Source organism: Curtobacterium sp. MR_MD2014 (assembly GCF_000772085.1).
Taxonomy (GTDB): Bacteria; Actinomycetota; Actinomycetes; order Actinomycetales; family Microbacteriaceae; genus Curtobacterium.
On the sequence record NZ_CP009755.1, the window covers coordinates 2,742,748 to 2,764,664 of the forward strand.

General features: G+C 73.1%; 20 protein-coding genes. 14 read left to right on the forward strand and 6 right to left on the reverse strand.

All coding sequences use genetic code 11. From position 1 onward, the window contains the following. The first annotated feature begins 188 nt into the window (after positions 1-188). The 5 genes from NI26_RS12630 (at position 189) to hrpA (ending at position 8,632) form a co-directional block, all read left to right on the forward strand. Positions 189-1,049: a sulfurtransferase gene (locus NI26_RS12630; RefSeq protein WP_066655927.1), complete on the forward strand. Its 861-nt coding sequence runs from the start codon at positions 189-191 to the stop codon at positions 1,047-1,049. Positions 1,050-1,175: 126 nt separating this feature from the next. After that, positions 1,176-2,243 carry an NAD-dependent epimerase/dehydratase family protein gene (locus tag NI26_RS12635; protein ID WP_066655929.1) on the forward strand — a complete coding sequence of 356 codons (1,068 nt, stop codon included), beginning with the start codon at positions 1,176-1,178 and terminating at the stop codon, positions 2,241-2,243. A gap of 4 nt (positions 2,244-2,247) precedes the next feature. After that, a complete protein-coding gene (locus NI26_RS12640; protein WP_066655931.1) occupies positions 2,248-2,778 on the forward strand; it encodes an ATPase in 531 nt (176 codons plus the stop codon). Positions 2,779-2,895: 117 nt separating this feature from the next. Further along, entirely contained in the window at positions 2,896-4,725 is a 1,830-nt protein-coding gene (locus NI26_RS12645) for a thioredoxin domain-containing protein (RefSeq protein WP_066655933.1), read from the forward strand. 37 nt (positions 4,726-4,762) lie between these two features. Then, positions 4,763-8,632 carry an ATP-dependent RNA helicase HrpA gene (gene hrpA, locus NI26_RS12650; RefSeq protein WP_066658597.1) on the forward strand — a complete coding sequence of 1,290 codons (3,870 nt, stop codon included), beginning with the start codon at positions 4,763-4,765 and terminating at the stop codon, positions 8,630-8,632. A 6-nt stretch (positions 8,633-8,638) separates the two neighbouring features. On the opposite strand, the gene NI26_RS12655 is transcribed toward hrpA, so the two are convergent. Together NI26_RS12655 and NI26_RS12660 are read right to left on the reverse strand one after the other, a co-directional pair. Beyond that, the gene (locus NI26_RS12655) at positions 8,639-9,220 is read right to left on the reverse strand and encodes a YbaK/EbsC family protein (RefSeq protein WP_066655935.1); all 582 of its coding nucleotides are present in this window, start codon (positions 9,218-9,220) and stop codon (positions 8,639-8,641) included. Between the two features lie 43 nt (positions 9,221-9,263). Further along, entirely contained in the window at positions 9,264-9,935 is a 672-nt protein-coding gene (locus NI26_RS12660) for a DUF2461 domain-containing protein (RefSeq protein ID WP_066655937.1), read from the reverse strand. 61 nt (positions 9,936-9,996) lie between these two features. Between NI26_RS12660 and NI26_RS12665 the strand changes: the two genes are divergently transcribed. The 3 genes from NI26_RS12665 (at position 9,997) to NI26_RS12675 (ending at position 12,292) form a co-directional block, all read left to right on the forward strand. Beyond that, positions 9,997-10,647 (forward strand): CatA-like O-acetyltransferase, encoded by a 651-nt coding sequence (locus NI26_RS12665; protein ID WP_066655940.1) that lies wholly within the window; start codon positions 9,997-9,999, stop codon positions 10,645-10,647. Between the two features lie 76 nt (positions 10,648-10,723). Further along, the gene (locus NI26_RS12670; protein WP_066658599.1) at positions 10,724-11,197 is read left to right on the forward strand and encodes a nucleoside deaminase; all 474 of its coding nucleotides are present in this window, start codon (positions 10,724-10,726) and stop codon (positions 11,195-11,197) included. A 222-nt stretch (positions 11,198-11,419) separates the two neighbouring features. Then, positions 11,420-12,292: a PASTA domain-containing protein gene (locus NI26_RS12675; RefSeq protein WP_066655942.1), complete on the forward strand. Its 873-nt coding sequence runs from the start codon at positions 11,420-11,422 to the stop codon at positions 12,290-12,292. A 196-nt stretch (positions 12,293-12,488) separates the two neighbouring features. On the opposite strand, the gene NI26_RS12680 is transcribed toward NI26_RS12675, so the two are convergent. Together NI26_RS12680 and NI26_RS12685 are read right to left on the reverse strand one after the other, a co-directional pair. Continuing rightward, positions 12,489-13,214: a response regulator gene (locus tag NI26_RS12680; RefSeq protein ID WP_235426364.1), complete on the reverse strand. Its 726-nt coding sequence runs from the start codon at positions 13,212-13,214 to the stop codon at positions 12,489-12,491. Beyond that, positions 13,211-14,488: an ATP-binding protein gene (locus tag NI26_RS12685; RefSeq protein WP_235426365.1), complete on the reverse strand. Its 1,278-nt coding sequence runs from the start codon at positions 14,486-14,488 to the stop codon at positions 13,211-13,213. The genes NI26_RS12680 and NI26_RS12685 overlap by 4 nt, the downstream gene beginning before the upstream one ends. Positions 14,489-14,623: 135 nt before the next feature. Here NI26_RS12685 and NI26_RS12690 point away from each other — a divergent pair, with 135 nt between their 5' ends. The 5 genes from NI26_RS12690 to NI26_RS12710 all read left to right on the forward strand — a co-directional run bounded on the left by NI26_RS12690 (position 14,624) and on the right by NI26_RS12710 (position 19,504). Then, positions 14,624-15,676, forward strand: coding sequence for a tripartite tricarboxylate transporter substrate binding protein (locus tag NI26_RS12690; protein ID WP_081985036.1), 1,053 nt, complete (start codon positions 14,624-14,626; stop codon positions 15,674-15,676). Next, the gene (locus tag NI26_RS12695) at positions 15,673-16,317 is read left to right on the forward strand and encodes a tripartite tricarboxylate transporter TctB family protein (protein WP_066655946.1); all 645 of its coding nucleotides are present in this window, start codon (positions 15,673-15,675) and stop codon (positions 16,315-16,317) included. The genes NI26_RS12690 and NI26_RS12695 overlap by 4 nt, the downstream gene beginning before the upstream one ends. Before the next feature lies 1 nt (position 16,318). After that, complete coding sequence (locus NI26_RS12700) at positions 16,319-17,839, forward strand: tripartite tricarboxylate transporter permease (RefSeq protein ID WP_066655949.1); 1,521 nt, start codon at positions 16,319-16,321, stop codon at positions 17,837-17,839. Between the two features lie 183 nt (positions 17,840-18,022). Next, a complete protein-coding gene (locus NI26_RS12705) occupies positions 18,023-19,030 on the forward strand; it encodes a LacI family DNA-binding transcriptional regulator (RefSeq protein ID WP_066655952.1) in 1,008 nt (335 codons plus the stop codon). An 84-nt stretch (positions 19,031-19,114) separates the two neighbouring features. Then, positions 19,115-19,504: a VOC family protein gene (locus NI26_RS12710; RefSeq protein WP_235426366.1), complete on the forward strand. Its 390-nt coding sequence runs from the start codon at positions 19,115-19,117 to the stop codon at positions 19,502-19,504. A 125-nt stretch (positions 19,505-19,629) separates the two neighbouring features. Here NI26_RS12710 and NI26_RS12715 read toward each other — a convergent pair whose 3' ends face one another. Together NI26_RS12715 and NI26_RS12720 are read right to left on the reverse strand one after the other, a co-directional pair. Next, positions 19,630-20,373, reverse strand: coding sequence for an esterase/lipase family protein (locus NI26_RS12715; protein ID WP_235426367.1), 744 nt, complete (start codon positions 20,371-20,373; stop codon positions 19,630-19,632). Next, complete coding sequence (locus NI26_RS12720; protein ID WP_144411362.1) at positions 20,370-21,188, reverse strand: alpha/beta fold hydrolase; 819 nt, start codon at positions 21,186-21,188, stop codon at positions 20,370-20,372. The genes NI26_RS12715 and NI26_RS12720 overlap by 4 nt, the downstream gene beginning before the upstream one ends. A gap of 93 nt (positions 21,189-21,281) precedes the next feature. Here NI26_RS12720 and NI26_RS12725 point away from each other — a divergent pair, with 93 nt between their 5' ends. After that, positions 21,282-21,830: a dihydrofolate reductase family protein gene (locus NI26_RS12725; RefSeq protein ID WP_066658613.1), complete on the forward strand. Its 549-nt coding sequence runs from the start codon at positions 21,282-21,284 to the stop codon at positions 21,828-21,830. Positions 21,831-21,917 lie beyond the last annotated feature (87 nt).

Sequence of the window (21,917 nt, forward strand, 5' to 3'; positions counted from 1 at the left end):
CGCTCTGCGACATCCCACGCGTCGATCGACGCGTGGGATGTCGCGTCCCCGGGGCTGGCCGAAGGAACGACCGACCCCGGCCGTTCCGGTGCGCACGGATTCGGCACACCCCGTGGTCGGGACGGCGGCGTTGCGCACTGTGTCGGTCCTCCTGCGGCACATCAGTGGCCCCGGTTACCCTGAGCGCCATGGCCCCCGTCCTGACCTCGCCGCTCGTGTCGACGCAGTGGCTCGCCGACCACATCGGTGCCGACGATCTCGTCGTCCTCGATGCCTCGGTGCACACCACCGGGGTCGGCACGGCGATGCACTGGCAGGCCGCCCGCGACGCGTACGAGCAGCACGGGCACGTACCGGGCGCCCGGCACGCCGACCTGGTCGACGACTTCTCGACGCCCGACGCGGACGTGCCCTTCACCCGCCCGACAGCGGAGCGTTTCGAGTCCGCCGCGAGTGGACTGGGCGTGACCAACGGCTCGACCGTGGTGGTCTACGACGACAGCGTCGGTGAGTGGGCGGCACGGCTCTGGTGGATCTTCCGCGCGTTCGGCTTCGACGACGTCGCGGTGCTCGACGGTGGGTTCACCAAGTGGCGGGACGAGGGACGACCCGTCCGCGTCGGACCGCTCCGTGGCAGCACCCCGTCGCCGTCCGCCGAGCCGTTCCTGGCCGGCGAGGAACGTCCCGTGTGGGCCGACCACGACCGTGTCCTGCGTGCCGTCCGCGGTGAGGAGCCCGCGGCGGTCGTCCTGGCGGCTCCCCCGTCGGCGCTGGGATCCGACCACCCCGGCGTGGTCCCCGGCAGCACGGCGATCACCACGGACGACGTGGTCGACCCCGACACCAACACCCTCCGCCGCGGCCCGGCACTCGCCGAGGTGTTCGCGCCGGTGCTCGACGCCGACGAGATCGTGACGTACTGCGGCGTCGGCAGCGCGGCCTGCGTCGACGCGCTCGCCCTGACGGTGCTCGGGCACGACCAGGTGAAGGTCTACGACGGCTCGCTCGCCGAGTGGTGGCGCCTCGAGCCGGAGCTGCTCGCGTCCTGACGCCACAACGTCGGCCGCGCTGGCCGCGCTGGCCGGGCCGACCGGGCTGACCGGGCTGACCGGGCTGGCCGGGCTGGCCGGGCTGGCCGGGCGGCCGGGCCGTCCCCGCGGCACTAGCGTTGGCGCATGAGCACCAGACGCGCGGTCGTCCTCGGCGGTACCGGCGGGATCGGGTCGGCGGTGGTCCGAGACCTCCTCGACGTCTCCGGCCGCGGTGGCGACGACTGGCAGATCGACGTCGTGGCACGACACGGCGGTCCCGCAGCCGATGCACTGACGGCAGCCGGCGCCTCCTTCGTGGCCGGTGACCGCCGCGACACGAGCGTGCTCCGCGAACTCCTGCGCCCCGGCGCCGACCTGCTCGTCGACACCGTGGGCGCGACCCGCGACGACGCCCTGCAGCTGCGACCGTTCCTCGACGACGTCGGCTCGACGGTGTTCGTTTCCTCGAAGGCGGTCTACGTCGACGACCGAGGGCGGCACGCGAACTCGGTCGGACGGCCGGTGTTCGGCGGCGCGGTCACGGAGCTCCAGCCGACCGTCGTCGCGGGCGACGGCGACCCGACCTCGCGCGAGGGCTACGGCGCCGCGAAGGTCGCCGCCGAACAGGTCCTGCTCGACCACGGCGCTCCCGTCACCGTGCTGCGCCCCTCGAAGGTGTACGGCGTCGGGATCGGCCGCCCCCGGGAGTGGTTCGTGGTGCGTCGCGCGCTCGACGGCCGGGAGCGGATCCTGCTCGCGGACCACGGACGGGGCGTCGACCACACGACGGCGGCGAGTGGGATCGCGTCACTCGTGCGCCTCGTCGCCGACGCTCCGGACCGCCGGATCCTCAACGTGGCCGACGAGACCGCGCCCGACGTGCTGGAGATCGTGCGGACCGTGGCCGGGCTCGTCGACCACCGCTTCGACGAGGTCCTGCTCGACGAGGACGCCCCCGCCTTCGTCGGGACGACCCCGTGGAGCTCGCCGTCGCCGTTCGTCCTCGACACGACGGCGGCACGGGCGCTCGGCTGGCAGCCCCCGCGGTACGCCGAGGCGGTGCGGCCCGAGGTGGACTGGCTGCTCGAGACCGCGCACGCCGTGCCGGCCGGCGGCGACGTCCCCTGGGCGGAGGACCCGTTCTGGGAGCGGATGTTCGACTACGGCCCGGAGGACGCCGCCCTCGTGCTGCTCTCGCTCGGCAGGGGCTGAGCCGGTGCCCCGCTCGGAGGTCCTGTTCGTCGGCGGGCGTTCGGGCGTCGGCAAGTCGACCGCGGCCGAGGCGCTCCACGACCTGCTGGTGGCTGCCGACGTCCCGCACGCGGTCATCGAGGGTGACCTCCTGGACCTCGCGCACCCGGCTCCGCACGTGGCGCACCCCGCCGTCCGGCTCGCCGAGCGGAACCTGCGCGCGATGTGGGCGGCGTACCGCGAGCTCGGGCACCACCGGCTCGTCTTCACGAACACCGTGTCCGTGCTCGAGCACGAGCGGCTCGCCGCCGCGATGGGCGACGACCCGCTCGTCACCGCGGTCCTGCTCCGCGCCTCCGACGCCACCACCGCAGGTCGTCTGGCCCGGCGGGCGGGCGGCACGGTCCCGCATGCGCAGGTCGCCCACAGCACGGCGACGGCCGGGAGGCTCGACTCGGCCGTCGCGGACACGGTCGCCCGGGTGGACACCGACGGCAGGTCCCCGCTCGAGATCGCGCGACGGCTCGCGTCGCTCACGGGCTGGCTGCCCGGCTGACCGCCGGCCCGGGCACGGTGTCCCGGACTCCCCGCCTGCGCCTGTGGACGAGCACGACCTGTCCACCGGTCACCGGATCGTCAGCACCGTCCAGCGCCCGCGGGGCAGGCTGGACGCATGAACGACAACCGGCTCGGGACCGCCGTCAGCCCGTACCTCCGTCTGCACGCCGACAACCCGGTGGACTGGCGCGAGTGGGGACCCGACGCGTTCGCCGAGGCACGGGAGCGCGACGTCCCGGTGCTCGTCTCGGTCGGGTACGCCACGTGCCACTGGTGTCACGTGATGGCGCGCGAGAGCTTCTCCGACCCCGAGATCGGCGAGCTGCTCCGTCGCGACTTCGTCGCCGTCAAGGTCGACCGAGAAGAGCGGCCCGACGTGGACGCCAGCCTCATGGCCTCCGCGAGCGCCTTCACGCAGCAGCTCGGGTGGCCGCTGACCGCGTTCGCGACGCCCGAGGGGCGGGTGTTCTTCGCGGGGACCTACTACCCGCCGACCCCGGTCGGCCAGGTCGGGTCGTTCCGCCAGGTCCTCACGGCGGTGCTCGATGCCTGGACCGAGCGGCGGCACGAGGTGGACGCGAACGCGAGCGCGATCGCCGCGGCGATCGCGCAGGGGGCGCAGGCCGACGCCACCGCCCAGGGTGGCGAGCGGTCCGACGCAGACACGCCGCGCCTCCCGTCCGTCGACGCGATCCGCTCCGTGACCGCGCAGCTCGTCTCGGCGGAGGACACCACGTACGGCGGCTTCGGCGGTGCACCGAAGTTCCCGAGCGCGCCGCTCCTCGAGTTCCTCTCCGACGTCGCGGCCGACGGTGACGCCGCCGCACGCGGGTTGCTCGAGCGGAGCCTCCGGGCGATCCGGACGTCCGAGCTGACGGACGCCGACGGCGGCGTGTTCCGGTACGCGACCAAGCGCGACTGGAGCGTGCCGCACTACGAACGGATGCTCTACGACAACGCGGGGCTGCTCGCGATCGCCGGGGCCGAGCAGGCACGGGGCATCGCCGACTTCCTGCGCGACACGCTGCGACGGCCCGACGGCGCCTTCGTCGCGGCGCAGGACAGCGAGTCGACCATCGACGGGCGACGCGTCGAGGGCGACTGGTACCGGCTGCCACTCGACGAGCGCGGGCGGTTCGACGCACCGCCCCTCGACGACCAGGTGCTGACGGGGTGGAACGGCCTCGCGATCCGCGGGCTCGCGCGTGCTGCGGCCCGGAGCGGTGACGACGAGTGCACCGCCCTCGCGCAGGGTGCCGCCGACGCGGTCCTGGCCGCCCACGCGCGCGACGGGCACGTGGTGGTCCGGTCGAGCACCGACCACGGCACGTCCGCGGCGCCTCCCACGATCGAGGACGTCGGACTGCTCGCCGAGGGGCTGCTCGAACTCGCGCTGCTCAGCGGCGAGGTCCGGTACGCCGAGACGGCACGCGCGCTCGTCGACGACGGCCTCGCCGGTCGCTTCGAGGCTGATCCGGTCCTGCGGGCAGCCGGAACGACGACGGGTGAGCAGCCGCAGACGGCACTGCGGTCCGGCACCGTCGCACTGGCGGCGACCGCGGCGACACTGGCCGCACTCACCGGTGACCGGGCACTCCGGGACGCCGCGACGCGGCTCGTCGCCGACCGTGCACGCACCGGTACCGAGCGGCCGCTCGGCCACGCCGACGCCCTCGGGGTCGCGCTCGCCCTGCAGCGTCCCTCGCGTGAGGTCGTCGTCGTGTCCGGCCGCGACGACCCGATGCGGTGGACCGGCCTCGCCGCCCGCCGGCCGGGCACCGTGGTCGCGACCGTGACCCCGGACCAGGCACGGGCGTGGGCCGCCGCCGGGTTCTCGCTGTTCGCCGGGCGGGACAGCGCAGCACCAGCCGCCTACGTCTGCCACGACCACGTCTGTGCGTTGCCGGCCCGGAGCGACGCCGCGCTCGCCGAGCAGCTCCGCTGACGACAGCCGCCGCACGGACCGCTATCCTGGAATGCTCATGTCTGCCACGCCCGTCATCACGTACCCGCCCGAACTGCCGGTGTCGCAGCGGCGGGACGACATCGCCGCCGCGATCCGTGACCACCAGGTCGTCATCGTCGCCGGCGCCACGGGCTCGGGCAAGACGACGCAGCTGCCGAAGATCTGCCTGGAGCTCGGCCGCGAGTCGATCGGGCACACCCAGCCCCGCCGGATCGCCGCCCGCACCATCGCCGAGCGCGTGTCCGAGGAACTCGGCAGCGAGCTGGGCGACCTGGTCGGCTACCAGGTGCGGTTCACCGATAAGGTGAGCGGGAACACCCGGATCAAGCTCATGACCGACGGGATCCTCCTCAACGAGATCCACTTCGACCGTGACCTGGAGCGCTACGACACGATCATCATCGACGAGGCCCACGAGCGCTCGCTGACGATCGACTTCCTGCTCGGGTACCTGAAGCGGCTGCTCCCCCGGCGCCCCGACCTCAAGGTCATCATCACGAGTGCGACGATCGACCCAGAATCGTTCTCGCAGCACTTCGGCGGCGCTCCGATCATCGAGGTGTCCGGCCGGACGTACCCGGTCGAGGTCCGCTACCGGCCGCTCGTCGCCGACGACGCGGCGGACGGTGACACCGGTGCGGACGAGGGCGACGACACCGACCCGCGGACCGACGACAGCGGTGGCCGCGGTGGGAGCGCGGACGACCGCGACGTGCTCCAGGGCATCACCGACGCGCTCGACGAACTCGCGCGCGAGGACCCGGGCGACGTCCTCGTGTTCCTGTCGGGCGAGAACGAGATCCGCGACGCGCAGGAGGCGATCGAGGGCAAGCGCTACCCGGGCACCGAGGTCCTGCCGCTCTACGGCCGACTCTCCGCCGCCGACCAGCACCGCGTGTTCGAGCGCCGGACCACCCCGGGTGTCCGTCGCCGCGTCGTCCTCGCCACGAACGTGGCGGAGACCTCCCTGACGGTGCCGGGCATCAAGTACGTGATCGACACCGGCACCGCCCGCATCTCCCGGTACTCCCCGCGGGCGAAGGTGCAGCGGCTGCCGATCGAGGCGATCAGCCAGGCGAGCGCGAACCAGCGCTCCGGACGCGCGGGTCGCACCAGCGCGGGGATCGCGGTCCGGCTCTACTCCGAGGACGACTTCACGCGCCGTCCGGAGTTCACCGACCCCGAGATCCTCCGCACGAACCTCGCGGCGGTCATCCTGCAGATGATCTCCCTCGGCTTCGGCGACATCGAACGCTTCCCGTTCCTGCAGCCGCCGGACTCCCGGGGCGTCAAGGACGGCCTCGACCTGCTGCGGGAGCTCCGCGCGGTCGACCGCGACGGCCGGATCACCAGGTCGGGCCGACAGCTCACCCGGTTGCCGATCGACCCGCGGCTCGGCCGGATGGTGCTCGAGGCCGGCCGCCAGGGCGTCGGGCGCGAGGTCATCGCGATCGTCAGCGCCCTGAGCATCCAGGACCCACGTGAACGACCGCTCGAGAAGCGTGCCCACGCCGACCAGCTGCACGCCCGGTTCGCCGATCCGACGAGCGACTTCCTCACCCTGCTCAACCTCTGGAACCACATCGAGGACAAGCAGGAGGAGCTGTCGTCGAGCGCGTTCCGCCGCCTGTGCAAGGCCGAGTTCCTCAACTACTTGCGGATCCGCGAGTGGCAGGACCTGTACCGGCAGCTGTCCCGCGCCGCGAAGCAGGTCGACGTGCGGGTGGGCCAGTCGCGCTCCGAGGACGGCGACGCGGTGCACCGTTCGCTGCTCGCCGGGCTCCTCAGCCAGATCGGGCTGCGGGACAAGGAGAAGCGCGACTACCTCGGCGCGCGCAACGTCCGGTTCGTGGTGTTCCCGGGCAGCGTCCTGGCGAAGAAGCAGCCCGACGCCGTGATGGCCGCCGAGCTCGTCGAGACGAGTCGGCTGTTCGCCCGGACCGTCGGCCGGATCGACCCCGCGTGGGTCGAGCCGCTCGCCGGTGACCTGCTCAAGCGCACCTACGGCGAGCCGCACTGGGAGAAGAAGCAGGGTGCGGTCGTCGCGTACGAGCGCGTGACGCTGTTCGGTGTCCCGATCGTGCAGCGTCGCCGCGTGCAGTACGGGCGCGTCGACCCTGAGCACTCGCGCGAGCTGTTCATCCGCCACGCCCTGGTCGAGGGCGAGTGGGACGCGCAGCAGGCCTTCGACCGCGCGAACCGGAAGCTCCGTCGCGAGCTCGAGCAGCTCGAGGAGCGCACCCGCCGTCGCGACATCCTGTTCGACGACGAGCGTGTGTACGAGTTCTACGACGCACGGATCCCTGCGGACGTCGCCACCACCCGCGACTTCGAGGGGTGGTGGCGGACGACCCGTCGCGAGCAGCCGGACCTGCTCACGATGCGGCGGCAGGACCTGCTCGACGAGGACGCCGCCGAGGCCGCCCAGGACGAGCAGGAGTACCCGACGCAGTGGCGTTCCGGTGACCAGCGCCTGGCGATCAAGTACCGCTTCGAGCCGGGCGCGCAGGACGACGGCGTCAGCGTGCAGGTGCCGCTCGCGCTGCTCCCCCGCATGCGCGAGGAGGGCTTCGACTGGCAGGTCCGTGGCCTGCGGAAGGAACTCGTCACCGCACTCATCAAGTCGCTGCCGAAGCAGATCCGGAAGAACGTCGTCCCCGCTGCCGACTGGGCCGAGAAGATCGTCGCCGAACTGCCCGACGACGCTCCGACCGAGCCGACGGAGTCCTTCCGCGCGACCCTCGCCGCGGCGATCCAACGGATGACGTACGTGCCGGTGACCGAGGCCGACTTCGACCTGTCCCGGGTGCCGGCGCACCTGCTGCCCACCTGGGCGGTCGTCGACGAGCGCGGCCGTCGGGTCGAGTCCGGCAAGGACCTCGCGGCCCTCCAGACGAAGCTGAAGGACCGGACGCAGCAGAGCGTCGCCTCCGCGACGGCGAGGGCAGCGGCCCGGCCGGGAGGCGCGGCGCGCGTCGCCGGGGCCTCCTCCGGCACGCAGGTGGAACGCTCCGGCCTCACCGCCTGGCCGTCCGACGACCTGCCGCAGGTCCTCGACACGAAGCAGGCCGGTGGCGTGATCCGTGCCTACCCGTCGCTGGTCGAGGAGGGCGACGGTCCGAAGGCGACGGTCGGTGTCCGCCTCCTGGCGACGCCCGGTGACCGCGCTGTGCGCATGCCCGCCGGCGTCCGTCGGCTCGTCATGCACGCCGTGCCCTCGCCGGTGTCGTACGTGCAGTCGCACCTCACGGCGCAGGAGAAGCTCGCGCTGGCCGCGAGCCCGTACGCGTCGACCGCGGCGCTGTTCGACGACGTGCTGGCCGCCGTCGTGGACGCGGGCATCCGACGCACCCACCCCGACGGCCTGGTCTTCACGAAGGCCGACTTCGAGGCGGTCCGCGATGCCGTGTCCGCCACCGTCGTCGACACGATGTTCACCGCCGTGTCCGAGGTCGCCGCCGTGCTCACCGCGCAGCGGGCGGCCGACAAGGCGATGAAGCAGGCGAACTCGATGGCGCTCCTGCCGGCGCTCACCGACATGCGCCAGCAGGTGGAGCGCCTGGTCTTCCCGGGCTTCGTCGCCGTCGCCGGGCTCGACCGGCTCCGGCGGATCCGGGTGTACCTGCGGGGTGTCGAGGCCCGCGTGCAGAAGCTCCTGCAGAACCCCGGACGTGACGCCACGTGGATGCGTGAGGTCACGGTCGCCACCGACCGCTACACCGACGCCGGTGGCGTGTTCCCGCCGTCGGTCGGTGCGCATCCCGAGCTCGTGCACGCACGGTGGATGCTCGAGGAGTTCCGCCTGAGCCTGTTCGCCCAGGAGCTCGGCACCGCCGAGACGGTCTCGCTGCAGCGGATCACGAAGACCCTGGCCGCCGCCCGCTGACGGGGCTCAGCCGAGGTCGGCGGCTCCGGTGGCCGGATCCTCGACGGAGGGCCCCTCGACGGCCAGCCCCTCGACCACGGTGACGTTCGGCAGCGCCGCCAGGGTCCGCCCGGGCAGGAACACCTTCGCCCCGCGGAGCCCGGCACCCACGACGACCTCCGGAGCACCGAGCACGCGGGCATCGACGTACACCGGCCAGTCCGCTGGCAACCCGATCGGGGTGATCCCGCCGTACTCCATGCCGGTCAGCTCGACCGCCTGGTCCATCGGCGCGAAGCTCGCCTTGCGGACGTCCAGCAGCTTCTTCACGACCCGGTTCACGTCGAGCTTCGTCGACGCGAGCACCACGCACGCCGCGTGGCGGACCTCGTCGCCGCGCTTCCCCACGACGACGATGCAGTTCGCGCCGCCCTCGAGCGGGTAGCCGTACGCCTCGGAGAAGGCTGCGGTGTCGGCAAGGGCCGGGTCGATCGGCGCCGCCTGGATCGTCGACAGCAGGTCGCTCGGCAGTGCGACGAGCGCCTGGGCGACGGGGATCGCGAGGAACCCGGTGGCGACGAGGGCAGGGGAACGGTCGAGCGTCGGCATGCCCCGAGCCTAGGGAGCAGCCGACGGACGGGCGATCAGGCGGTCAGGCGCGCTCGTCGATCGACCGGGCTCCCGGCACGGGCGGCGCCGGGTCGTCCGAAGCCTCCGGGTCGTCCGCCCGTGCCCACTTCACCGTCCACCGGACCAGCGGCTGCACGCGGTCCCACGCCGCGGTGATGTCGTCGAGGGAGCTCTCCAGCGGCAGGTGCACGAGCGCCGCGTAGTGCTGCATCCGGAGCAGGTCGATCCGCGGGTGGTCCACGTCGTACCCGCGCGGGGCGGTCTTCAGCGGCGGTCCGGCCAGCTCGTACCCGGCATCGGTCAGTTCGTCGAGCTCACGCTGCAGCGCGGCCGCGGCCTGCGGGTGCTCGTCGATGGTGGTGCGCGCTGCCCGCAGCTGTGCGCGGGACGGTTCGTAGAGTCCACCGCCGACCTGCAACCCGTCCGCTCCGGCACTGAGGTACGTGCCGCCCGCGGTGAGACCGGTGTCCTCGCGGTAGGGCCGCTCGTCCGGCGTGAAGCGCAGGTCGCGGTGCTGCCGGAGCACCCGTCCGGCACCGTAGCGGCGCTCGGCCTCGTGCAGGAGCGCCTCCATCGGCTCCTGCACGTGCCGTTCCCAGTCGTCGCGGTGCTCCTCGAACCACGACTTCTCGTTGTGCGCGGCGAGCCCGCGGAAGAACGTCGCGAGCGCTGGTGAGAACGGCGTCGAGGGCATGCACCACTGAACCGCCGTCCGGTGCACGCGCGTCGGGAGTCCGGGGGACGAGACTGGCCGGGTGGACCGACTCCGACCGATCGACCTCGACCAGTGGCCCCGCGCCGAGCACTTCGCGCACTACCGGCGGGAGCCCTGTGCGTGGGAGATGACCGTGGAGGTCGACGTCACCGCCTTCGTCGACGCCGCCCGGGCCGCCGGCGCGAAGACGTACCCGTCCCAGATCTGGGTGCTCGCGACGGTCGTGAACCGGCACGACGAGTTCCGGATGCAGCTCACCGAGGAGGGCCGGCCCGCGGTGTGGGACGTGGTGCACCCGACCTTCACCGTCTTCCACCGCGACACCGAGACCTTCTCGGTGCTCGTCACCGAGTACGACCCCGACGCACGGGCGTTCCACGACGCCGTGGTCGCCACGACCGAGCGGTACCGCGACGACCACCGCATGTTCCCGCAGGGCACCGGTCGCACCGACCTCTTCGACGTCTCGACGCTCCCCCGCACGTCGTTCACCGGCTTCGCGCTGCACCTGACGGGCGCCGAGGACCACCTGGCGCCCGTGATCACGCTCGGGCGCTACCGACAGGTGGACGGACGCACCCGCATGCCGATGGCGCTCCGGATCAACCACGCGGCGGTGGACGGCTTCCACGCCTCGCGCTTCGTCACCGAGGTCGAGGCGCTCTTCGCCGACCCGTCCTGGCTCGGCTGACCAGCACCGCGATCCGCTCGTCCCCGTCCCCCGGACGCACACCCGACGAGCACTGGCCGAGAGCACCGTGGCCGGCATGCACGACGACGAACTCACCGCCCTCGCGGTCTCTCGCGCCCTCGACAACGTCCACGACGGTGGCAAGCCCTTCGCCTGCCTGATCGTCCGCGACGGCGAGGTCGTGGTCGAAGCCGTCAACCACGTCGCCCAGACCGGCGACCCGACCGCGCACGCCGAGATCCGCGCGATCCGCGCCGCCGCCGAGCAGGGCATCACCGACCTCACCGGCCACGAGGTGTTCGTCACCGCGTACCCGTGCCCGATGTGCCTCGGCGCGCTGTACTACGCCCAGCCGGACCGCGTGGTCTTCGCCGCGACGCGGGAGCAGGAGGGCGAGCACTACGAGGACGGCAACCGCCTGATGACGCTCGCCACCTTCTACGACGAGTACGCGAAGCCCGTCACGGAGCGCGCCCTGCCGAGCGAGCAGGGCCGGGTCGACGACCCGACGGCCCCGTTCCGCGAGTGGACCGCCCGCCACCCGTCCTGACCGAGGTGACGTCTGTCTCCGAGCCGGGAACCGCGCCGACGGTTCCTGGCGACCGAGCGAACTACCGAACCAGGAGTGCAGCGGCTACGGTCATCCTGACCATCACTCATTCAGGAGTCTCCAATGTCCGCACCGTACGCCCCGGGTACGCCGCAACCGCCCTTCGCACCGCAATCCGGAGACCCGAGAAATCGGACCGTCCCGCTCGCAACCGCGTCCCTGGTGCTCGGGATCATCGGCCTCGCCATCGCCTTCATCCCGGTTCTGCTCCACTTCGGGTTCATCCTCGGGGTTCTGGCCCTGGTCTTCGGCCTCGTCACACTGCGTCACCGCCTGCAGAAGTCGTTGGCTGGCGTCATCCTGGGCGGTGCTGCTGTTGTCGTCTCCCTCCTCTTCGGGACCATCTACGGGGTGGCGTCGCTCGGTGCTGCCAGCGAGACGGCGGCTTCGTTGACCTCCGCGACCGAGGCCGCCGAGGTCGCGGAAGTTGCGCCAGTGGAGGTGCCTGACGTCGTCGGGAAGACCTTCGACGAGGCAACCGACCTGCTCAAGGCCGCTGGTTTCAACGTCGGTGGGGGCGGCGAAGCTGCCGACACGGTCGCTTCACAGGCACCCGACGCCGGAGCGAGCGTAAAGCCGGGTACCACCGTCCTCTTGACGCCGGCAGCCGATGACGGTTCGAGCGCCGCCAACCCCGCTCCGGCCGGAACCAAGTTCGAGATGACGAGCACGAACCGCCTCGACGGGTCGTCCGCCGACTACACGCAGTGGGTCGACGGCTACAACGACAACTTCACGTCGTCCAACCAGTTCGAGCAGCCGGACGCCGGGATGAAGTACGTGCTCCTGATCGTGCACGTCACGGCCACGACCGCGGGAGTCGAAGCGGGATCTGTCGCCTACGACCTCGCGCTTGCTGGCACGGACGGCTCCGTTTACGACTCCGAGTTCATCACCGGCGCGAAGTCGATGCCGAGCGTCACACTCGGTGCCGGCCAGAGCGCGAGCGGAGAGGTCGTCTTCCAGGTCCCGAACACCTTCCACGGCGGAATCGTTTCCTTCGGTGACGGCAGCGTGTTCGCAAAGACGAACTGAGCTGCGCCGCCTCATTCCGCGAGTGGACCGCCCGCCACCCGTCCTGACCGGACGCCCGCCCGCCACGGATGCGTCCGTACGGCGGGGCGGCACCACGCGACGCGCGTGACCCGGTGACGGACGGGAGGCCCGTGGCGACGCCGCCACGGGCCTTCCCTCCGTCACGGATCGCGACCCGGCTGCCGTGGCCGGGCCTTCAGGGAGCCGGCGTCAGCCGGTAGAGCACCTGCGGACGGCCTCGACGGCCGTACCGGTGCGCCAGGTCGATGGCGCCCGTCGCGACGAGGTGGTCGAGGTACCGGCGGGCGGTGGCCCGCGAGGTGCCCGTCGCTGCCGCGACCTCGTCGACCGAGCGGGCGACCACGGGGTCGAGCGCCGTCACGACCCGACCGAGCGTGGTGGCGCTGACGCCCTTCGGGAGGGCGTCCTCGGGCGCTCTCGTCGCCGTGCGGTCGGGTCCGACCACGCGCACCGATCCGGTGGCGAGCAGCCGGTCGACGTCGCCCTGCCCCATCGGGACGTCGCGCTGCGCGTCCTCGCGGGACCGACGTTCGGCCGCGTAGGCGCGGAGCCGGTCCTGCAGGGCCTCGCGGTCGAACGGCTTCAGCAGGTACCCGACCGGGTGCGCGGCGAGCGCCTGCCGGACGGTGACTTGGTCGCGGGACGAGCTGACGACCAGCACGTCGGTGTCGTCGACGCCGGCGACGTGCATGCGGTGCAGGACCTCGATGCCGCTGATGTCGGGCAGGCGCATGTCGAGCAGCACGAGGTCGACCCCGCGCTCCACGGATGCCAGCGCGGCGCCGCCGGACGCGACCGCCCCGACGACGGCGAACCCCTCGGTCGCGGCCACCCACCGGGTGTGGAGTGCGCGAGCGCCGGCGTCGTCGTCGACCACGAGCACGCGGAGCGCCGCCGTCACGATCCCGCCGCCATCTCGACGTCGAGCCGGGCACCGCCGAGCGCTGCCGACCGTCCGACGACCACGGATCCGCCGCGGTCGGTGGCGGTGCGTCGGACGAGTGCCAGGCCGATGCCGCGCCCGAGGCCGCTCTCGTCGGTCTTCGACGACCACCCGCGGGTCAGCACGCGGTGCGCGTCGGCCGGGTCGATGCCCGGTCCGTCGTCCTCGACCGTCACCGTCACACGCCCGTCATGCGAGCCGATGGTGCAGCTGACGGTGGCCGCCCCGGCCTCGGCGGCGTTCCGGCACAGGTTGGCGACGACCAGCAGCACCGCGTCGTCGAGCACGACGTCGTCGGCGATCCGGAGGTCGAGCGTGGTCCCGGCCACGGCGAGTTCCGAGCGCACCGCCGCGACCGACGCCGTCGCCACCGCACCGCGGCGCGGCGACCCGGCACCGCCGCCGCTGGTCAACCCGGGTGCCACGGCGTCGATGTAGGCCATCGCGTCCTCGTCGTCCCCCTGTTCGACCAGTCCGCGCACCACGTGCAGACGGGTGCCGAACTCGTGTGCCTGCTCGCGCAGCGCCTCGGTCGTCCACCGGACCTGCCGGCTCTCCGCGTCGACCGCGTCGGCTCGGCGGAGCCGTCGGGCGATCACGAGTGACAGGAGCACGCTCGCGAGCGTCGCCGCGACGAGCGCGCCGGTGCTCCACGGGAGCAGGGTGCCGAGGGCCCGTTCCCGGTCCGCCGCGATGGTGGACTCGAGCACGCCGACCGCCACGACGCCGACGACCTCGCCCTCCTCGCCGACGACGGGCACCTTCGCACGCAGGGTCGTCCCGGTCGGGCCGGTCTCGGTGCCGACGAACTCCGCACCGCGGAGCACGGGCGCGATCGTCGTCTCGACGGGCTCACCGCGTTCCGCCGGGTCCGGGTGGGTGATCCGCACGCCGTCGTCGTCGGTGACCACGACGTACGAGACGCCGGCGGCACCCTCGACGAGCGTCGCGATCGGTTGCAGTGCCGCGGTGGCGGAGGCGAGGTCGTCGGCGTCGGCGAGCGCGCCGGGTGCGCCCCGGTCGGCGACCGACGCCACCGCGTCCCGCACCTCGGGCAGGTCGGCCAGGCTCGACGCGACGCCGGACACCTGGTCGACCACTGACGTGCGGATGGCGCGCTCCTGCACCACGGCCGCGACCCCGGTCGTGACACCCGTCGCCGCGAGCACGATGACGCTCGGCAGCGCGAGCACCGCGGTCCGCCGCAACCGCCCGAGACGAGCCCTGGTCACCGTGGCGTCCCCCTTCGGCCGCGACGCCGTGAGCGTCAATGAGCACATCTCCGCCGCCGGGTGCTCGCCCGGTCGGCGGCTGCCATCGTACTTCTCGACCTGCGGCACGACGACGTGCGCAGGAGGGAGCCAGCAATGCCAGAGCAACCAGTGCAGCCGGAGCAACCAGTGCCGGAGCAGCCGACGACGGGGACGCCGGGTCCGCCGCGTGCCCGTCGCCCCGTCGCACGCGTGGTCGGGACAGCCGTCGCCGCGGTGTCCATCGCTGTCGCGGCCTTCGGCTCGGTGACGTCGGCAGCGGCCGGAGGCGACCCGACCCGGTCGGTGACCCTCGTGGCACCGGCGGCGGCCGGCGGCGGTTGGGACGGCGTCGCACGGTCCATGCAGCAGGCGCAGCGCGCGAACGGCATCGTCAACTCCGTCCAGGTGGTCAACATGCCGGGCGCCGGTGGCACCATCGCGCTCGGGAACGTCGCTCGGCTCGCCGGACAGACGGACACGCTGCTCGTCGGCGGGACGGGGCTCCTCGCGGCCGAGATCCAGTTCGGTTCCGCGGTCACCCACGACGACATCACGCCGCTCGCGGTCACCGTCGAGGAGTACGACGTCATCGTCGTCCCCGCCGACTCGCCGTACGAGACGCTCGACGACCTCGTCAGCGCCTGGCGCGAGCGCCCCGGCTCGGTGCCGTGGACGGGCGGCGGCTCGTTCGACCAGCTCGTCGTCACCGACCTCGCCGTCTCGGCCGGGATCGACCCGAAGGACACGAACTACATCCCGTCGGACGGCGGTGGCGAGGCCATCCAGGCGCTCCTCAACGGCACGGCGGCGGCGGCCTCGGGCGGGTACCCGGACAACATCGACCAGATCGAGTCCGGTCGTCTGCGCGCACTCGCGCTCGTCGCGGCGGAGCCGGTCGAGGGCATCGACATCCCCACCGCGGTCGAGCAGGGGCACGACGTCACGCTGACGAACTGGCGCGAGATCGCTGCACCGGGCGGACTCGACGACGAGCAGCGGGCGCAGCTGACCGACATCGTGCTGGACACGCTCGACACCCCCGAGTGGGCGGACGCCATGGAGCGGTACCACTGGACCGAGCGGATCATCACGGGTGACGAGCTCGACGCGTTCATCGACGAGGAGCGCGAGCGCATCACCGGGCTGTACGAGGAGCTGGGCCGATGACCCGTCCGAGCAACCCCACGTCGTCCTCCGCGGTCGTCGGACAGCGGCTCACGCTGCGGGCCGACTCCGGCCGCGTCGCCGCGGTGGCGAAGGAGCTGACCACCCCGGCGCTCTTCACCGCCTTCGCGGTCTACCTCGTCGTCGGCATCGTCACGATGGAGGTCCCCGACGGAACCGCGTTCCCCGGGCCCGCGGTGTTCCCCGGCATCGTCGCCGCCGCACTCCTGCTGCTGGCCGCCCTGCTGGTCGTCCGGTCCGTCCGGGCTGCGCGCGGCCGACGGGTCGGGTCCGACGGCACACCGTCGGAGGCCCGCACCGACACCGCCGTCCGCGCCGACGCGCACACCGCCGCCGACACCGACACGACCGGCACCTCGGTCGAGCAGCGCTCGGTCCGCGTCGACTGGCGCTCCCTGGCCTGGGTGGTCCTGTCCTTCGCCGCCTTCGCCCTGCTGCTCGGCGTGCTCGGGTGGATCGTCGGTGCCGGACTGCTCTTCCTCGGTGTCGCGAAGGGGCTCGGCGCCCCGGGGTGGCTGCGTCCGCTCGTCGTCGGGCTGACGGTGAGCGCGATCAGCTACATCGCCTTCGACATGCTGCTCGACCTGTCGCTGCCCTCGGGCATCGTCGGATGGGAGTTCTGACGTGGACGTGCTCGGTCTCCTCGGTGACGGCTTCGCCGGCGCCCTGACCCCCGCCAACCTGCTCTGGGTCGTCGTCGGGTGCCTCCTCGGCACCGCGGTCGGCGTCCTCCCCGGCCTCGGCTCGTCGATGGCGGTGGCGCTGCTGCTGCCCGTGACGTTCTCGCTCGACCCGACCGCGGCGTTCATCATGTTCGCCGGCGTCTACTTCGGCGGGCTCTTCGGTGACTCCACCATGGGCATCCTGATGAACACGCCGGGCCAGGCCTCGGCCATCGCCTCGACGTTCGAGGGCCACAAGATGGCGCTGAACGGACGAGCGGCCCAGGCGCTCGCGACGGCCGCGATCGGCGCGTTCGTCGGCGGCATGATCGCCTCGGTCCTGGTCGTGTTCCTCGCACCGGCACTCGCGTCGTTCTCGTCGAGCTTCGGACCGGCGGAGTTCTTCGCCCTGGCACTGTTCGCGTTCGTCACGACGTCGTCGGTCGTCACCGACGACGCGCTGAAGGGACTCGGCTCGCTGTGCCTCGGTCTCGGCATCGCGGTGATCGGCGTCGACGGCATCTCGGGTGCACCGCGCTTCACGATGGGCGTGCCCGAGCTCTTCGACGGCATCTCGCTCGTCACGGTGACGGTCGCGGTCCTCGCGCTCGGCGAGGTCATCTACGTCGCGTGCCTGGCCCGACACCTGAAGGACCGCCGGATGGTGCAGGCGACCGGACGCCCGTGGCTCTCGAAGCGGGAACTGCGCGAGGCGGCGCCCGCCTGGCTGCGCGGCACCGCGATCGGGCTGCCCTTCGGCGTCGTGCCCGCCGGCGGGTCCGAGATCCCGACCTTCCTGGCGTTCGGGCTCGAGAAGCGTCTCGACGCCCGCCGGAAGGACCCGCAGTTCGGCACGGGTGCGATCCGCGGGCTGGCGGCACCCGAGGCAGCCGGCAACTCCACGACCGGCATGGCGATGGGTGCGCTGCTGTCCCTCGGCCTGCCGGTGTCGGCGACCGCCGCGATCATGCTCGCCGCGTTCCGCCAGTACGGCCTGCAGCCGGGTCCGCTGCTCTTCGACCGCTCCCCCGACCTGGTCTGGGCGCTGCTGGCGTCGTTCTTCATCGCGATGGTGGTGCTGCTCGTCATCAACCTCCCGTTCGCGATGCTGTGGGCGAAGCTGCTGCGGATCCCGCGCGCGTACCTCTACGCGGGCATCGCCGTCTTCTGCGGGCTCGGCATCTACGCGACGAGCGGTTCGGTCTTCGACCTGCTCATGCTGCTCGGCATCGGTCTCGTCGGGTTCCTCATGCGGGCCCTCGACATCCCGCTCGCACCGCTCATCATCGGGATGGTGCTCGGTCCGCTCGCCGAGACGAGCCTGCGGGACGCGGCGCTGAGCGCCGACGGGGACTTCTCGGTACTGGTGGCCGGCCCCATCCCGATCGTGCTCTACGCGGTGCTGGCGGTCGTGGTCGCGGTCACGGTGACCGGCCGCGTCCGCGCCCGCCGTGCGGCGCGGCGCGAGCTGCTCGACGCGTAGCCACGACCGAGCGGCGCCGGCCCGCGGCGCGCGGTCCGGGTCGGCGGACCCGACCCGTCTCGGACGGGAGGCACGGGGCGGTCCTGCACCGCACCTCCCGTCCGTCACCGCGACGGACGGGAGGCACGTGGCGGCACCGCACCGCGCCTCCCGTCCGCCGGGCGGCGCGCTACGCTCGTCCCGATGCGCGCGACCGTGCGGGACGTGGCGGCCCTCGCCGGGGTCTCCCCGAAGACCGTCTCCAACGTGGTGAACGGCGGCGTGCCCGTGCGGCCGGCGACACGGGAGCGGGTCGAGCGCGCGGTCGCCGAGCTCGGCTACGTGCCGAACCTGTCCGCGCGCGGCCTGCGCAACGGACGCTCCGGCGCGATCGCCCTGACGCTGCCCGAGCTCGGCAGCGCCTACTCGGCCGAACTCGCCCAGTGGTTCGTCGAACTCGCCCGCGAGCGTGGCTGGACGGTGCAGCTCGACCAGACCGGACACGACCCCGGACGTGAACGGGACCTCGTCTCCCGGGCCCGGGCCCACCTGGTGGACGGTCTCGTGCTCAACCCGGTGTCGCTCAGCGCGAGCGTCCTGGCCGAGACCGAGGGGCTCCCGCCGACCGTCGTCATCGGCGAGGTCGAACCGGAGCACGTCGACCAGGTGCACGTGGACAGCCGCCGCGCCGCACGCGAGGTCACGACCCACCTGCTCGACCGCGGGCACCGTCGGATCGCGGTCGTCGGGGCCGCCCGTCCGACGGACGCCACCGCCACGAGCGAGCTGCGCGACCAGGGTCACGCGGATGCGCTCGGCGCGGTCGGCCTCGAGGTCGACCCCGCCCTGCGCGTGCCGCTGCCGACGTGGTCGACGAGTGCGGCGGCGGCGGGGTTCGCGACCTGGCTGGACGCGCACCCGCTGCCGGACGCGGTGTTCGCGTACACGGACTCGATCGCCTTCGGCGTGCTGCACGTCCTGGCGGCACGGGGTGTCCACGTGCCGGAGCAGGTCAGCGTCGTGGGGTTCGACGACGTCGACGCCGCAGCCTTCGCGATCCCGGCGCTGACGACGGTGTCGTTCGACCGGCGGGCCTTCGCCACGGCGGCGCTCGACCTGCTCACCCGACGCATCGCCGACCCGACGGCCGCTCCGGAGACCGTCGTCGTGCCGCACCGGATCGTCGAGCGCGCGAGCGTCGCCGCCCGCTGACCAGCCGGCAGCCGTCGCGCGTCCGTCGCGCGGCCGTCGCGGTGCTGGACCGTCCTGTCGACAGGCCCGGGTACCGTGCGCCGCATGAGTGCCGACGACCCCGCGATGCCCGTGCTGACCGCGACCGTCCTGCAGTCCCCCGACCCGGTGCGCCTCGCGCGGTTCTGGGGTGCGCTGACCGGGTGGACCGTGCACGAGGACGGTCCGACCTGGCTGCGGGTGCGCCCGGCCGACGGCGGGGTCGGGCTCTCGGTGCAGTACGACGACGCCTACGAGGCACCGACCTGGCCCCCGGTCACGGGGACGCAGGGCATGCAGCTGCACCTCGACCTGCAGGTGGAGGACCTCCACGCCGCGACCGCCCGCGCGCTCGAGCTCGGTGCGACCGAGGCGGACTTCCAGCCCCAGGACGACGTGCGGGTGCTCCTCGACCCCGACGGGCACCCCTTCTGCCTGTTCCTGCCCGGCGCCTGACCGCGGCGGCGGCGGCGCGGCACAGCCCCGAGACTCGGCCAGGCGGACGAGACTCGCGGGCCCCGGGGAGGAAAGTGCCCGTAAGCGCGAGTCTCGCGCACGGCCGCCGCACGGCCTCTCGCGGCTCAGCCCGCTGAGCCCGGGCCCGCGGCCGCGTCGAGCACGACCTCGCGGGTCTGCTGCGCGCCGAGGATCCGGAAGTGCCCGCCGACGGGCACGCGCACGTTCGTGGCCCCGGCGAGCTCGCTGCCTCCCGGGATGAGCGTGTCGAAGACCCCGTAGACGGACGTGATCCGGGCGTTCACGGCGAGGTCGCGTCCGAGCGCTGCGAGCACCGGGTCCGCCGCACGGAAGGCCCGCAGGTGCGGCACGGGCGCGAGCCGCGCGTACACGGACCCGCCGAAGGGCGTCGACACCGCCACCATCCGGTCGATGCGCTCCCCCTCGGGCAGGGTCATCGCGTACTTGCCGATCAGGCCGCCCTTGCTGTGTGCGACGACCAGCACCCCGCGGAGGTCGTGCTCGTCGAGGTACGCCAGCACCTCGCGCGCCGACTCCGGCACGGGACGCAGGTTGTGCCGCAGCACGGGCAGCACGTGCACCGGGTGCCCGGCGTCGTGCAGGGCGTCCATCAGCGGGCGCATGAAGTGCCAGGTCTCGTAGACGCCGGGCACGACGACGACCGGCTGGCCGTCACCGGTCCGGTAGTCATCGGCGGTCGTCGGTCCGGTGCTCCGCAGCTGCCACCGCGCGGCGTACCACCAGTCGAGGGCGGCCCACCAGGCGCGACGCAGCAGCGGCACACGGCCGGGAGGCACGGCCGCCGTCCCCGACGCCGCTCCCGTCCCCGGGGTGGTCCGGTCCGTCACCGTGCCGGCCCCGTCGTGGTGTCACCGGTCGACGGGCCACCGGCCGCGAGGTCCTCGACGGTCTGCACCCGCCGGAACTCGTCGACCAGCCGCGCGAACGCGACGGGCTGCCGGTCCTGCACGTGGTGACCGCCGGGGAGCTCGACCAGGACACCCCGACGCGCTGCGACCGCGAGCGCAGCAGCCCAGTCCCGTCGCCCGATCGGGTCGCGGTCGCCGCGCACGACGAGCACCGGCTGCGGGAGCTCCGGGACGGTGTCCTCGAGCCGGTAACGGAGCATCGGTCGGAGCTGCCGGACGTACTGCCGCAGGCTCCGCAGGTAGTCGGTGAGCACGACGAGGTTCATCCGCGGGTCCTCGACGAGGCAGTCGCGTCCGAGGTCCGTCGCCTGCTGCAGCAGCGTCCGCCGCGCCCGGTCCACGACGGGCCCGACCAGGACGACCGCGGTCACCGTCTCGGCGTGCCGACGGGCTGCCTCGACGACGACCTGGGTGCCCATCGACTGGCCGACGAGCACGAGGTCCCCGACGCCCCGCGACCGGACGGCTCCGACCACCAGGTCGCCGAGCTCCTGCAGGTCGAGCGGGCGGCCTGCCGGGGGGAGCCCGCCGAAACCCGGCAGGTCGACCGCGACCGTGCGGTGGGTGCGGGCGAGGTGGCGCTGCGTCCGGTCGAAGGAGCGGTGCGACATGCCGATGCCGTGCACGAGGACGACCGTCGGCGCGAGCGTGTCGTGCAGCCGCCCGGCCGGCGCGAGGGTCCGGAGCCGCACGGACAGCCCACCGACCTCGAAGGACTCCACCCGTGCGCGCACGGTGCGAACCTACCCGGCGCTCCCCGGCGCGGGGTCAGCCTGATCGGCACGCACCTCTCGACGCGGGGTCGCCGCGGCCCTGTGCTCCGCAGCATGCGCAAGGTGACCTCGGGGCTGTTCGCATCGGTCGACGGTGTGGTGCAGGACCCGTACGAGTTCCAGTACGACTCGTTCGACGCCGAGCTCGGGACCGCCATGACGGCGTGGATGGAGCGGACCGAGACGGTGTTGCTCGGCAAGCAGAGCTACCTGGAGTGGTCCGAGTGGTGGCCCCGGCACGAGGACGACCCGTTCGGCCGGTGGATCAACCCGATCGAGAAGCACGTCGCGTCGACCACCCTCGGTGACGACCTGACGTGGCAGAACGCGCACCGGATCCAGGGCGACGTCGACGACTTCGTCCGCGACCTCAAGGCCGGCGAGGGCGGCGACGTCGCGGTCACCGGCAGCGTCACGCTGGTGCGCCACCTGCTGTTCGCCGGACTCCTCGACGAGCTGCAGCTCATGGTGCACCCGGCGATCGCCGGAGCCGGGCGGCGGCTCTTCGAACCGACGGACCCGCCCACCCGCCTGCGCCTGGTGCAGAGCGCGGTGACCAGCAAGGGGAACGTGCTGAGCACCTACGCGCCGTTCGACGCCTGACGGCGGCGGGGCGTGCCTCCAGGCCGGACCGCGGGACCGCTCCATCGGCAGCCGGACGGGCAGGTGGACGGACGGGTGCCGAGACCG

Bases quoted from the DNA above. Each gene is read 5' to 3' on its own strand.
- NI26_RS12630 (WP_066655927.1), top strand. From the start codon at position 189: ATGGCCCCCGTCCTGACCTCGCCGCTCGTGTCGACGCAGTGGCTCGCC.
- NI26_RS12635 (WP_066655929.1), top strand. From the start codon at position 1,176: ATGAGCACCAGACGCGCGGTCGTCCTCGGCGGTACCGGCGGGATCGGG.
- NI26_RS12645 (WP_066655933.1), top strand. From the start codon at position 2,896: ATGAACGACAACCGGCTCGGGACCGCCGTCAGCCCGTACCTCCGTCTG.
- hrpA (WP_066658597.1), top strand. From the start codon at position 4,763: ATGTCTGCCACGCCCGTCATCACGTACCCGCCCGAACTGCCGGTGTCG.
- NI26_RS12655 (WP_066655935.1), bottom strand. From the start codon at position 9,220: ATGCCGACGCTCGACCGTTCCCCTGCCCTCGTCGCCACCGGGTTCCTC.
- NI26_RS12660 (WP_066655937.1), bottom strand. From the start codon at position 9,935: ATGCCCTCGACGCCGTTCTCACCAGCGCTCGCGACGTTCTTCCGCGGG.
- NI26_RS12670 (WP_066658599.1), top strand. From the start codon at position 10,724: ATGCACGACGACGAACTCACCGCCCTCGCGGTCTCTCGCGCCCTCGAC.
- NI26_RS12690 (WP_081985036.1), top strand. From the start codon at position 14,624: ATGCCAGAGCAACCAGTGCAGCCGGAGCAACCAGTGCCGGAGCAGCCG.
- NI26_RS12695 (WP_066655946.1), top strand. From the start codon at position 15,673: ATGACCCGTCCGAGCAACCCCACGTCGTCCTCCGCGGTCGTCGGACAG.
- NI26_RS12705 (WP_066655952.1), top strand. From the start codon at position 18,023: ATGCGCGCGACCGTGCGGGACGTGGCGGCCCTCGCCGGGGTCTCCCCG.
- NI26_RS12710 (WP_235426366.1), top strand. From the start codon at position 19,115: ATGAGTGCCGACGACCCCGCGATGCCCGTGCTGACCGCGACCGTCCTG.
- NI26_RS12725 (WP_066658613.1), top strand. From the start codon at position 21,282: ATGCGCAAGGTGACCTCGGGGCTGTTCGCATCGGTCGACGGTGTGGTG.